General features: G+C 65.3%; 13 protein-coding genes. 1 reads left to right on the top strand and 12 read right to left on the bottom strand.

Annotated features, from left to right (window positions below; genetic code table 11):
* The 12 genes from LQR33_RS00460 to LQR33_RS00405 form a co-directional block, all read right to left on the bottom strand.
* Window positions 1–775 (bottom strand): NAD(P)H-hydrate epimerase (locus tag LQR33_RS00460; protein WP_231466983.1); only part of this gene is annotated, 775 nt, incomplete at its 3' end.
* Window positions 776–777: 2 nt separating this feature from the next.
* Complete coding sequence (locus LQR33_RS00455) at window positions 778–1383, bottom strand: flavin prenyltransferase UbiX (protein ID WP_166438013.1); 606 nt, start codon at window positions 1381–1383, stop codon at window positions 778–780.
* A gap of 54 nt (window positions 1384–1437) precedes the next feature.
* Window positions 1438–2280, bottom strand: a complete 843-nt coding sequence (gene rapZ, locus LQR33_RS00450; protein ID WP_166438014.1) for an RNase adapter RapZ — start codon at window positions 2278–2280, stop codon at window positions 1438–1440.
* Window positions 2261–3217: an HPr(Ser) kinase/phosphatase gene (gene hprK, locus LQR33_RS00445; RefSeq protein ID WP_021476575.1), complete on the bottom strand. Its 957-nt coding sequence runs from the start codon at window positions 3215–3217 to the stop codon at window positions 2261–2263. Before hprK ends, rapZ begins: the two co-directional genes overlap by 20 nt.
* Entirely contained in the window at window positions 3210–3671 is a 462-nt protein-coding gene (ptsN, locus tag LQR33_RS00440; RefSeq protein WP_021476574.1) for a PTS IIA-like nitrogen regulatory protein PtsN, read from the bottom strand. Before ptsN ends, hprK begins: the two co-directional genes overlap by 8 nt.
* A gap of 124 nt (window positions 3672–3795) precedes the next feature.
* Window positions 3796–4128 (bottom strand): ribosome hibernation-promoting factor, HPF/YfiA family, encoded by a 333-nt coding sequence (gene hpf / locus LQR33_RS00435; RefSeq protein ID WP_021476573.1) that lies wholly within the window; start codon window positions 4126–4128, stop codon window positions 3796–3798.
* A 67-nt stretch (window positions 4129–4195) separates the two neighbouring features.
* A complete protein-coding gene (locus LQR33_RS00430; RefSeq protein WP_166438015.1) occupies window positions 4196–5596 on the bottom strand; it encodes an RNA polymerase factor sigma-54 in 1401 nt (466 codons plus the stop codon).
* A gap of 3 nt (window positions 5597–5599) precedes the next feature.
* Window positions 5600–6328 (bottom strand): LPS export ABC transporter ATP-binding protein, encoded by a 729-nt coding sequence (lptB, locus tag LQR33_RS00425; RefSeq protein ID WP_166438016.1) that lies wholly within the window; start codon window positions 6326–6328, stop codon window positions 5600–5602.
* Window positions 6325–6882, bottom strand: a complete 558-nt coding sequence (gene lptA / locus LQR33_RS00420; protein ID WP_166438017.1) for a lipopolysaccharide transport periplasmic protein LptA — start codon at window positions 6880–6882, stop codon at window positions 6325–6327. The genes lptB and lptA overlap by 4 nt, the downstream gene beginning before the upstream one ends.
* On the bottom strand, window positions 6872–7441 hold the full coding sequence (gene lptC, locus LQR33_RS00415; RefSeq protein ID WP_021476569.1) for an LPS export ABC transporter periplasmic protein LptC: 570 nt from the start codon (window positions 7439–7441) through the stop codon (window positions 6872–6874). The genes lptA and lptC overlap by 11 nt, the downstream gene beginning before the upstream one ends.
* The gene (locus LQR33_RS00410; protein WP_021476568.1) at window positions 7438–7962 is read right to left on the bottom strand and encodes a KdsC family phosphatase; all 525 of its coding nucleotides are present in this window, start codon (window positions 7960–7962) and stop codon (window positions 7438–7440) included. The genes lptC and LQR33_RS00410 overlap by 4 nt, the downstream gene beginning before the upstream one ends.
* A 46-nt stretch (window positions 7963–8008) precedes the next feature.
* A complete protein-coding gene (locus LQR33_RS00405) occupies window positions 8009–8986 on the bottom strand; it encodes a KpsF/GutQ family sugar-phosphate isomerase (RefSeq protein ID WP_166438018.1) in 978 nt (325 codons plus the stop codon).
* A 111-nt stretch (window positions 8987–9097) separates the two neighbouring features.
* Here LQR33_RS00405 and LQR33_RS00400 point away from each other — a divergent pair, with 111 nt between their 5' ends.
* Window positions 9098–11068 (top strand): cation:proton antiporter domain-containing protein, encoded by a 1971-nt coding sequence (locus tag LQR33_RS00400; RefSeq protein WP_221663547.1) that lies wholly within the window; start codon window positions 9098–9100, stop codon window positions 11066–11068.
* The last annotated feature ends 97 nt before the right edge of the window (window positions 11069–11165 follow it).

The raw sequence follows: 11165 nt of genomic DNA, 5'->3' as shown, positions 1-11165 counted from the left end.
CGGCCAGCGCGGCGCGGCCGGCGAGCAACGCCGCGCCGAGCATGCCTGGCGCGCCGCCGATGATGGATACGGAGCCGTAGCTGCCCTTATGGCTGTCCCGGTTGCGGGCGAGCGCCGCGGCCGGCGGGCGGTTGAGCTCGCCTTCGGCTTGCGGATACAGGCTGGCGGGGCAGTCCAGCATCGCCAGCTCCACCTGGCCGGCGAAGTCGGCGCCTGGCCCGCCGAATAGCCCCGGTTTGTGGCAGAGGAAGGTCAGGGTGTGGTCGGCGCAGATGGCCGCGCCTTGCGGCTGCCCGGTATAGGCGTCCAAGCCGCTGGGGCAGTCCAGCGCCAACTTGGCGCAATCGAGGCGATTCAGTCTAGTTATCAGGTTTTGCCAGGCGGGGTCCAGCGGACGGGACAGGCCGATGCCGAACAGGCCGTCTATCAGCAGCGCCGGAGGCGGCGCGCCGTCGGGCAATTCGGCCAGGATGGCGAGGCCGGCTTTTTCCGCCTGCCTGCGCGCGGCGCGGCATTCGTCGCTGGCCGCCGCGACGGGTTGCAGGACCGTCAGCGGATGGCCGCGCTTGCGCAGCGCCAGCGCCGCGTGCAGTGCGTCGCCGCCGTTGTTGCCGGGGCCGGCGCAAACCAGCAGCGGCGAGGCCGGCGGGCGGTGGCGAGTGACCCAGTCCGCGGCGGCCAGAGCGGCATGGCGCATCAGATTCAACCTATGGCCGGCGGCGGCCTGTTCCAGCCGGCGCAGCGCTTCCAGGCTCAGGATCGGGCCGCCGTCCATGCTCACTCTCCCCAGCGCGGCGTCAGCGTTTGTTCGACGCCCAGTTGATCGAGGATGCGGGAGACGACGAAGTCCACCATGTCGTCCACGCTCTTGGGATGGGTGTAGAAGCCGGGGGCGGGGGGCAGGATCACCACCCCCAGGCGCGCCAAGTCCAGCATGTTTTCCAGGTGGATGGCGGACAGCGGCGTCTCGCGCGGCACCAGCACCAGCTTGCGCTGCTCCTTGATGCAGACGTCGGCCGCGCGTTCGATCAGATTGTCGCTCATGCCGTGGCGGATGGCCGCCAGCGTGCCCATCGAACACGGGCAGACCACCATCGCGTCCGGCGGATTGGAGCCGGACGCCGCCGGAGCGAACCATTCCTCGCGGCCGTACACTTCCAGTTGGCCGTCGGCGGCGGGATAGCGCGCCTGCAGCCAGGCCTTCATTTCGGCCGGGCGTGAGGGCAGGGTCAGTTGCATTTCCTGCTTGGCCACCACCTGGGCGGCTTGGGAATACAGCACCCACACCCGCGCGCCGGCGGCGAGCAGGGCCTCGATCAGGCGCAGGCCGTAAGGCAGGCCCGAGGCGCCGGTGAGGGCGACGGTGACGGTCTTGCGGGTCATCGGCTTCTTTCTCCAGCCGGGCTGGACGGGCAGGGCGGCGGGCCCTGCCGATGGTCAGTGTTCGCGGTACAGCTGGCGGTGGCGGACCAATACCTGGCGGTCGGGGAAGACGCGCGCCAGATTCTCGATGATGTACACCGAGCGGTGTTGGCCGCCGGTGCAGCCGACGGCCACCGTCAGGTAGCTGCGGTTTTCCTTGCCGTAGCAGGGCAGCCACTTGGCGATCATCGCCTGAATGTCGGTTATCATCTCGGCCACTTCCTGGTGGCCGGCGAAGAAGTCGATGATGGGTTGGTCGCGGCCGGTGAACGGGCGCAGCTGCGGATCGTAATAGGGATTGGGCAGGCAGCGCGCGTCGAAGACGAAATCGGCGTCCTGCGGCACGCCGTGCTTGAAGCCGAACGATTCAAAGATCAGCGTCAGCTGGTTGCTGTCAGCGTCGACCAGTTCGCGCACCCAGCTTCTGAGGGCGTTGGCGGACAGCTCGCTGGTGTCGATGCGGGTGCCCAGCTCCAACACCTCGGCCAGCATTTCCTGTTCCAGCAATATGCTTTCCTCCACCGTGATGCCGGTGTCGGATAGGGGGTGGCGGCGGCGGGTTTCGGAGAAGCGTTTGACCAGTGTTTCCGGCTTGGCTTCCAGAAACAGCAGCCGCACATCGATGCCCTGGGACTTCAGGGATTCCACCACCTTGGGCAGCGCGCCCAGCGTGGGGCCGGAGCGGGTGTCCACGCTGATGGCGATGTCCTTGTAGCCGAAATCGGCGTACATCGCCATCGCTTCAGGCAGCATGGTGGCGGGCAGATTGTCTACGCAGTAGAAGCCCGAGTCCTCCAGCGCGCGCAGCGCCACCGACTTGCCGGAACCGGACAGGCCGCTAATCAATATCAGGCGCATTTTCCTGGTCTCGCAAGAAATTGGTGTGGCGTTCGATGAATTCGCGGGTGCTGTCGATGCCGCGCAGCTGCAGGATGTAGTTGCGCACGGCGGCCTCCACCAGTACCGCCAGGTTGCGGCCGGCGGCCACGGGCAGCACTACCTTGCGCACGGTGACGCCGATGATGTCCTGGGTCTCCGACTGGATGTTCAGCCGGTCCAGCGCCTGCATCGCCTGGTCGTTGGCTTTGACTAGATGGATGATCAGTTTCAGCACCTTCTTGGGGCGGACCGCGGTCTCGCCGAAGATGGTGCGGATGTTGAGGATGCCGAGGCCGCGCACTTCCAGAAAGTCGCGCAGCAGCGGCGGGCAGCGGCCTTCCAGCGTGTCCGGGCCGATGCGGTACAGCTCGACGGCGTCGTCGGCCACCATGCCGTGGCCGCGGGAGATCAACTCCAGCGCCAGCTCGCTCTTGCCCATCGCGGAGTCGCCCATGATCAGCACGCCGATCTCGAACACGTCGAGGAACACGCCGTGCAGCACGGTGGACACCGCCAGCGCGCGGGCCAGGTAGATCCGCAGCACGTCCATCAGGTACGGGCTTTCCAGCGTGCTGCACATCAGGGGCACGTTGTGGCTGTGGCAGTAGTCGCGCAGCAGCCGGGGCACCGGCTGGTTGTTGGTGACCATCACCACCGACATGCTCTTGTGGAACAGCTGGTCCAGCGCGGTCTTGGCCGCCGACTGCTCCAGCTTGTTCAGGTAGTCGACCTCGGCGAGGCCCAGCACCTGCACCCGGTTGGGGTGGATGAAGTTCAGGTGGCCGACCAGGGCCAGCGTCGGGCGCTGGTCGTCGTTGCCGATCACGTTGTCGGAGCCGCCGGTGCCGGCGACCCAGGTCAGATTCAGCTTCTGCTGGTTTTCCTGATACAGCCGGCGCACGGTGATGCTAGGCATGGGGCGTCCATTCGCAAAGCAGCTTGTACAGTTCGTCGCGCGCGCCGGTGCCCAGCATCTGCTCGCGCATCTGGCGGCTGGAGAACAGCTGCGCCAGCTCCGACAGCACTTGCAGATGCAGGTCGGTGGCGTGCTCGGGGACCAGCAGCACGAACAGGCATTGCACTGGCTTGCCGTCCGGCGCGTCGAAGGGAATGGGCGCCTTCAGGCGGATGAATACGCCGGTAGCTTCCTTGAGGCCGCGCGCGCGGCCGTGGGGAATGGCCACGCCCTGGCCGAGTCCGGTGGAGCCCAGTTTTTCACGGCTGAACAGGCTGTCGAAAACCTCGCTGCGGGCGATGCCGCGGGTATTCTCCACGAGCAGTCCCACTTGTTCGAACACCCGCTTCTTGCTGGCGACGTCCAGATCCAGCAGGATATGGTCCGGGGTCAGGATCTTGCCGATGAGAGTCATGTTGGATTATGCATGCGGCTCTTGGGGTGAAACTGTGAATTCTACGTTGCCTTGATAGTACTGAAAACTGGCAAGCGCAAAGAAAAACGGGAACCGTCAGGCTCCCGTTGTCTTCAGTCAGGCCTTACAGCGAGGCCTGGGTCTGAGACGCTTCGCCCGAGCCCACCGCGCGGTGCTCGGTCAGCTTTTCCTTGTACTTCAGGACTTGGCGGTCCAGCTTGTCCATCAGGACGTCGATGGCGGCATAGAGGTCGGCCTCGGAAGCTTCGATGTGGATGTCCTTGCCGGACAGGTGCACATTGACTTCAGCCTTCTGGACCAGCTTGTCCACCGATAGGGTGACGGAGATATCGATCACGTGGTCGACATGGCGGGTAATGCGCTCGAGCTTGTTCTCGATGTATTCGCGCAGCGACGGGGTGACTTCCAGGTGCAGGCCAGTTACTTTGAGGTTCATACCCTAGCTCCTTCTGGTGTTGACCACCCGGTCGGGTTGCCGGGCGGCATTGTATTCTTGAAGCGCCCTACAGTGCCTTGCGCAGATTCACCGCCGGAATCTGCATGGCTTCACGATACTTGGCTACGGTGCGTCTGGCAACCTGTATTCCCTGCTTGGCCAGCGTGTCGGCGATAGCGCTGTCGGACAGCGGCTTCGCGCGGTCCTCGGCGTCTATCATGCCGCGGATGTGGGCCTTGATCGCCGTGGCAGAGCACTCTCCGCCGCTTTCAGTTTCCAGCGAACTGCCGAAGAAATACTTGAGTTCGAACAAGCCCCGCGAACAAAGCAGGTATTTCTGGCTGGTGGATCGGGAAACGGTGGATTCGTGCAGGCCCAGCTCTTCCGCGATATCCCGCAGGATCAGCGGGCGCATCGCCACTTCGCCGTGCTCAAAGAACGATTGCTGGCGCTCAACGATAGCTTCCGCCACTTTGAGTATGGTGTCAAACCGTTGCTGGATGTTCTTGACCAGCCAGCGAGCCTCCTGCAGGCGGCCCGACATTTCGCCGCCGGCGCGTTGGTCGGCCAGCATGCGCTCGTACAGCCGGTTGACGCGCAAACGAGGCATCGCGGCGCGGTTGAGCTCGGCCACCCAGCGGCCGCGCAGCTTGCGCACGCTGATGTCGGGAATCACGTAATGGGTTTCGCCGTGGCCGAAGCCGGTGGCCGGGTGCGGGTTGAGGCGGGCGATCAGTGCCTGCGCGCGGCGCAGCGCCGCGTCGTCGCAGCGTAGCAGCTTTTTCAGCTTGGCGTAGTCGCGGCCGCCCAGCAAGGCCAGATGCTCGCGGACGATGGCGAGCGCCAGCGCGTGCTCAGGTTCGCCGCCCTGCAGGCGTTGCAGCTGCAGCGTCAGCGATTCGGCCAGCGAGCGCGCGCCCACGCCTGCGGGGTCGAACTGCTGCAGCAGCCTGAGACCCACCGCCAGTTCGTCGACTTCCAACTCCAGCTCCAGCGGCAGGTTGCCGGCCAGCTCGTCCAGCTCCAGCGGCAGGTAGCCGTCGTCGTCCAGTTCCTCGATCAGCAGGCGCATCACCGCGCGATCGCGGCCGGAGAGGGCGATCTCGCCCAGCTGCGTCAGCAGGTGCTCGCGCAGGCTGACCGGGCAGGGCACGTTGAGCATGGGGTCGAAGTCGTTGTCGTCCCCCTTGCGGCTGCCGGCGCCCCAGTCCAGCAGTTCGCCGGCGCCGTCGTCGCGGCTGTCGGCGTCCTGGGCCTCGGCCGGGCTTTCCTGCTGTCCCGCGCTGTCGGGAGCGGCTTCGCCGTCGCGAGGCTCGTCGCCGCGTTCCAGCAGCGGATTGTCCAGCAGGAAGCGCTCTACCTCCGTCTGCAGGTCCAGCGTGGACAGTTGCAGCAGCTTGATCGATTGCTGCAACTGCGGCGTCAGCGTCAGTTGCTGGGATACCTTGAGCTGAAGGGCCTGTTTCATCGTTTACAGATGGAAGTGCTCGCCGAGGTAGACCTCGCGCACTCTCTCGTTGTTGACCAGTTCTTCCGGCTCGCCGGAGGCTAGCACCGATCCGTCGCTGATGATGTAGGCGCGGTCACAGATGCGCAGCGTCTCGCGCACGTTGTGGTCGGTGATCAGCACGCCGATGCCGCGCTCCTTCAGGAAGGAGATGATCTTCTGGATGTCTATCACCGCGATCGGGTCGACGCCGGCGAAAGGTTCGTCCAGCAGGATGAAGCGCGGGCGGGTGGCCAGCACGCGGGCGATCTCCACCCGGCGGCGCTCGCCGCCGGACAGCGACAACGCGTTGCTGTCGCGCAGGTGGCCGATGTTCAGGTCGTCCAGCAGCAGGTCCAGCTCTTTTTCCAGCTCCTTGCCCTTGAGGCCGGAGATTTCCAGGATGGCGGTGATGTTCTCTTCCACCGTCATGCGGCGGAAGATGGACGCTTCCTGCGGCAGGTAGCCGAGGCCGAGCTGGGCGCGCTGATGGATCGGGTAGTGGGTGATGGACGCGTCGTCCAGGCGGATGTCGCCGTCGTCGGCGCCGATCAGGCCGACGATCATGTAGAAGCTGGTGGTCTTGCCCGCGCCGTTGGGGCCGAGCAGGCCGACGACTTCGCCGCTCTCGATGCTGAGCGACACATCCTTGACCACGGTGCGCTTCTTGAAGCGCTTTTTCAGATTGGTGACGGTGAGGGTGCTGTGCTTCATTGCGCGGCGGCTCCGGCGGCGGGTTTGGCGGCCGCCGGTTGCGACGCGGTGTTCTTCGGCTGCAGGATCACGGTGGTGCGTCCGCCCTTGCCGGCGTTGGCGCCGCCGCCCATCACCTGATAGACCTCGCTCTGGGTGTCGTAGGTGATCACGTTGCCGATCACGAGGTCGCCGTTGCGCTTGACGCGGGCGTTGCCGGTCAGCACCGCGAAGTGCTTGGCGCTGTCGTAGTCAAGCTTGCTGGACTGGCCTTCGATCCAGCCGCTGTTGTTGTCCAGCTTTTGGCGGAAGGTGACGATGCGGCCGGTAGCCTGCAGCGTCTGCTTCCCTTGCGGGTCCTGGGTGGCGACCACCTTGTCGGCGTTCAGGCGCAGCGTGCCCTGGATCACCACCACGTTGCCGGTGCAGGTGGAGACGCCCTTGGTCTGCTCCATGGTGCAGCCATTGTCGCTGGTGATCTCGATAGGCTTGGTTTTGTCTGCCTGTTCGGCGTGAGCCAGCGCGGAGGCGGACAGCAGCAGGCCGGCCAGCAGGATGCGGGAGTTATTTGGCATAGACGATCTTGGTCTTGGAATACAGATTGAGCAGGCCCTGCGACTCCAGATAGCTGAAGCCGATGGAGTTGGCGACCGAGTTGCCTTGGTAGATCACTGACGGCGCCTTGGAGCTGGCGAAGCGCTTGCCGGTATCGACGAACATCGCGCTGCTGACCAGCCGGGTTTCGGGCTGTTTGCTGTCTGCGGGTTTGATCAAAACGACTTTCTTGTCGAAGTAGGCCTGCTGGCTCTTGTTGTTGTAGCGGCCGGTTTCGCCGGTCACATGGTATTGCAGCACGCCCTGCTGGTACTGGTACAGGTCGGGATTCTCGAAATAGGCGTCGGGCTTGCCAGGGTACTGCCACATGCGGGTGGCGATCAGCCTGTCCATCAGCTTGCCTTGCTTGTCGTAGCGGGTGGCGATCATGTTTTCCGCCACGTACTCGGGCTTGTCCGGGTCGAGTTCGCGGCGGTGGCTGTCCCAGCGCGAAATCTGGTCCAGCCATATCGTCAGCAGCGCGGTCAGTCCGACCAGCAGCACCGGGAACAGGCGATGGGAGCGCAGCAGCTTGATCATGCCAGATACCGGGCGAGCACGCCTTCAAACGTGCCCTGGGCCTGCATGATCAGCTCGGCCAGCTCGCGCACCGCGCCGTGGCCGCCGGAATTACCGGTCACGTAGTGGCAATGCTGGCGCACCTGCGGCGGAGCCTCGGGCACCGCCACTGCCAGGCCGACCCGGGTCAGAATGGGCAGGTCGATCAGGTCGTCGCCGATGAACGCGCATTGCTCGGCGGACAGGCCGGTCTTGTCCAGCAGCTCGGCCAGCGCGACTTTCTTGTCATGGACGCCGCCGTAGTAGTGGTCGATCTTCAGCGCCTGGGCGCGGTGCTCGACGCAGCGGTCGGCGCGGCCGGAAATGATGGCCAGCTGCACGCCGGTGCCTTGCAGCAGGCGCAGGCCGAGGCCGTCCTGCACGTAGAACGACTTGCTCTCTTCGCCGCGGGCGTCGTAGTAGATGCGGCCGTCGGTCATCACGCCGTCCACATCCATGATCAGCAGTTTCACCTTGCGGGCCTGCTCGGAAATCATACGCATTGCTTGATCCTTGCCGCCGCCAGTCGCTGGGACTGGCCGGCTGGTTTTAAAACACGCCGGCTCGCAGTAGGTCGTGCATGTGCAGCACGCCGGCCAGCTTGCCCTGGGCGTCGACGACCACCAGACTGGTGATCTGGTGTTGTTTCATCAGGAAGCCGGCTTCCGCCGCCAGCTTGTCCGGTTGGATGGATCGCGGCTTGCGGCCCATCACCTCGTCTATCTTCAGGCTGTAGACGTCCACGCCTTTTTCCAGCGTGCGGCGCAGGTCGCCGTCGGTGTAGATGCCGTGGAGCGTGCCGTCGGCCTCGCTGACCGTGACCATGCCCAGCCGTTTCTGGGACATCTCCAGCAGCGCGTCCTTCAGCAGCGTGCCCGGCGCCACCCGCGGCAGATCGCCGCCAGCGTGCATCAGATCCTTGACGTGCACCAGCAGGCGCCGGCCCAGGCTGCCGCCCGGGTGGGACAGCGCGAAATCGCTCTGGCCGAAGCCGCGCGCCTCCATCAGCGTGACGGCCAGCGCGTCGCCCAGCGCCATCTGCGCGGTGGTGCTGGTGGTCGGAGCCAGGTTCAGCGGACACGCTTCGCGCTCGACATGCGTGTGCAGCAGGATGTCCGCGGCCTGGGACAGCGTGGATTCCGACCGGCCGGTCACCGCGATCAGCTTGCCGCCCTTCAGCTTCAGCGCCGGCAGCAGCGACACCACTTCGGCCGATTCGCCGGAGTTGGACAGCGCGATCACCACGTCGTCGCCGGTGATCATGCCGAGGTCGCCGTGGGCGGCCTCGGCTGGGTGCACGAAGAAGGCCGGCGTGCCGGTGCTGGCCAGCGTGGCGGCGATCTTGCGCCCCACATGGCCGGACTTGCCCATGCCGGTGACGATCACGCGGCCTTCGCAGGCCAGGATGATCTCCACCGCGTCCAGGAATTCGCCGTTCAGGCGCTCGGCCAGGGTGCCCAGCGCGGCCGCTTCTTCATGCAGCACTTCGCGCGCCGTTTCCAGTCGGCTGGTGTGATTTTTTTCCATAAGGCAAAAGTATATCAAAGGTTATAATCGATTGACGCGGGTGCTGGTGCAAGTTTTGCTTGGCGGTCGTGTTTTCCGTTGCCGATTCTTTCCCTGGAGCCCCGACCACCGATGCATTCCATGGCCCCCATCGTCCTTGTCCTGTTGGCCGCCGTGCTGGTGGTCACCTTGTGCCGAAGCCTGAAGGTGCCGGCCATGCTCGGCTACCTGGTGGTGGGTTTTCTGACTGGGCCGGGGGTGATGAACCTGATCCCGCAGGGCAAGGAAACCGCTTTTCTCGGCGAAATCGGCATCGTGTTCATGATGTTCACCATCGGCCTGGAGTTTTCCCTGCCCAGGCTGAGGGCGATGCGGCAACTGGTGTTCGGCGTGGGCTTCGCTCAGGTGGCGCTGACCATGCTGCTGGTGGCGATGGCCATCGCCTATCTGACCGGCAGTCCGCTGACTGGTTTCGCCGTCGGCGGCGCATTGGCGATGTCGTCCACCGCCATCGTCAGCAAACTGCTGGCGGAAAGACTGGAGTTGAACCAGCCGCACGGCCAGTTGGCGATCGGCGTGCTGCTGTTCCAGGACATCGCCGTGGTGCCGCTGCTGATCATGCTGCCAGCCTTCGCCGGCGGCAGCGACACGCTGTGGCTGGATCTGGCCAAGGCGGGCGGCAAGGTGCTGGTGGTGCTGGCGCTGCTGCTGTTCTTCGGCCAGCGCCTGGTGCGGCCATGGTTCCACTTGGTGGCGCGGCAGCGTTCCGGCGAGCTGTTCATGATCAACGTGCTGCTGGTGACGCTGGGCATCGCCTGGATGACCGAGCTCTCCGGCCTCAGCCTGGCGCTGGGCGCCTTCGTCGCCGGCATGCTGATCTCCGAAACCGAATACCGCTACCAGGTGGAAGAGGACATCAAGCCTTTCCGCGACATCCTGCTGGGCTTCTTCTTCATCACCGTGGGCATGAAGCTGGAGCTGTCGGTATTGTTCGGCCGTTTTGGCGAGGTGCTGTTGCTGCTGGCCTTGCTGCTGCCGCTGAAGCTGGCGGTAGTGTTCGGCCTGGGCCGATTGTTCGGCCACCGCTCCAACGACGCGATGCGCTCGGCGCTGGCGCTGGCGCAGGGCGGCGAGTTCGGCTTCGTGCTGCTGTCGCTGGCGCTGAACCTGAGCCTGGTGGCCGCGCCCATGGCCCAGGCGGCCATAGCCGCCATCCTGATTTCGATGCTGGCGGCGCCCTTCCTGATCATGCACGGCGAGCGCATCACCCGCAGGCTGATCAAGCAGGACTGGATGCTGCAATCGCTGGACCTGCACCAGATGCTGGTGGCCGGCATGAGCAAGGACGAGCACGTGCTGATCTGCGGCTACGGCCGTAGCGGGCAGGCTTTGGCCCGGTTGCTGGAAACCGAGAAGATCAATATGTTCGCGCTGGACATGGATCCGGAGCGGGTGAGGGAGGCGGGCGAGGCCGGCGACCCGGTGGTGTTCGGCGACGCCGGCAAGAAGGAGGTGCTGCTTGCCGCCGGCCTGATGCGGGCCAAGGTGGTGGTGGTGACCTTCGCCGACACCCACGCCGCGCTGCGCATTTTGCACACGGTGCGGGAAGTGCGGCCGGAATTGCCGGTGATCGTGCGCACGATAGACGAGAGCGAGCTGGACGTGTTGCGCCAGGCCGGCGCCGACGAGGTGGTGGCCGAGGTGATGGAGGGCAGCCTGATGCTGGCCTCGCAGGCGCTGCTGGAGGCGGGCGTGCCGCCCAGCCGCGTGCTGCGGCGCATCCGCGCGGTGCGGGAGGAGCGCTACGACCTGTTCCGCGGCTTTTTCCGCGGCAGCAGCGACGAGACGGAGAGCCTGGAAGAGTCGCTGGTGCCCCGTTTGCTGAGCGTGCAAGTGTGCGGCGGCGCGGCGGCCATCGGCCAGCCGCTGGGCGCGCTGGGTCTCAACGATCTGGGCGTGGAGCTGAAGGCGATCCGCCGCAATCGGGTGCGACGAACCGATTTCGACGACAGCTTCGAGATTTCCCCGGACGACGTGATGGTACTGCTGGGCACGCCGGAGCAATTGGCGCTGGCCGAGTCCCGGATACTGCAGGGCGACTGATAACCGCCATGCTAGCTTGCCGCGCGACTTGTCTTTCGGCTGCGCCGCCGGCAAGAAAAAGCCCCGGAAAACCCGGGGCTTTTTTTGTTGCTGTTCG

It is taken from the genome of Chromobacterium piscinae (genome assembly GCF_021129175.1).
Classification (GTDB): domain Bacteria; phylum Pseudomonadota; class Gammaproteobacteria; order Burkholderiales; family Chromobacteriaceae; genus Chromobacterium; species Chromobacterium piscinae.
Note: the sequence above shows the minus strand (reverse complement) of the source record. Positions and strands in the feature narration are given on the sequence as shown.

Excerpts from the sequence above, each read along its gene's own strand:
- LQR33_RS00455 (WP_166438013.1), bottom strand. The coding sequence starts at position 1,383 with ATGACCCGCAAGACCGTCACCGTCGCCCTCACCGGCGCCTCGGGCCTG.
- rapZ (WP_166438014.1), bottom strand. The coding sequence starts at position 2,280 with ATGCGCCTGATATTGATTAGCGGCCTGTCCGGTTCCGGCAAGTCGGTG.
- hprK (WP_021476575.1), bottom strand. The coding sequence starts at position 3,217 with ATGCCTAGCATCACCGTGCGCCGGCTGTATCAGGAAAACCAGCAGAAG.
- ptsN (WP_021476574.1), bottom strand. The coding sequence starts at position 3,671 with ATGACTCTCATCGGCAAGATCCTGACCCCGGACCATATCCTGCTGGAT.
- hpf (WP_021476573.1), bottom strand. The coding sequence starts at position 4,128 with ATGAACCTCAAAGTAACTGGCCTGCACCTGGAAGTCACCCCGTCGCTG.
- LQR33_RS00430 (WP_166438015.1), bottom strand. The coding sequence starts at position 5,596 with ATGAAACAGGCCCTTCAGCTCAAGGTATCCCAGCAACTGACGCTGACG.
- lptB (WP_166438016.1), bottom strand. The coding sequence starts at position 6,328 with ATGAAGCACAGCACCCTCACCGTCACCAATCTGAAAAAGCGCTTCAAG.
- lptA (WP_166438017.1), bottom strand. The coding sequence starts at position 6,882 with ATGCCAAATAACTCCCGCATCCTGCTGGCCGGCCTGCTGCTGTCCGCC.
- lptC (WP_021476569.1), bottom strand. The coding sequence starts at position 7,441 with ATGATCAAGCTGCTGCGCTCCCATCGCCTGTTCCCGGTGCTGCTGGTC.
- LQR33_RS00410 (WP_021476568.1), bottom strand. The coding sequence starts at position 7,962 with ATGCGTATGATTTCCGAGCAGGCCCGCAAGGTGAAACTGCTGATCATG.
- LQR33_RS00405 (WP_166438018.1), bottom strand. The coding sequence starts at position 8,986 with ATGGAAAAAAATCACACCAGCCGACTGGAAACGGCGCGCGAAGTGCTG.
- LQR33_RS00400 (WP_221663547.1), top strand. The coding sequence starts at position 9,098 with ATGCATTCCATGGCCCCCATCGTCCTTGTCCTGTTGGCCGCCGTGCTG.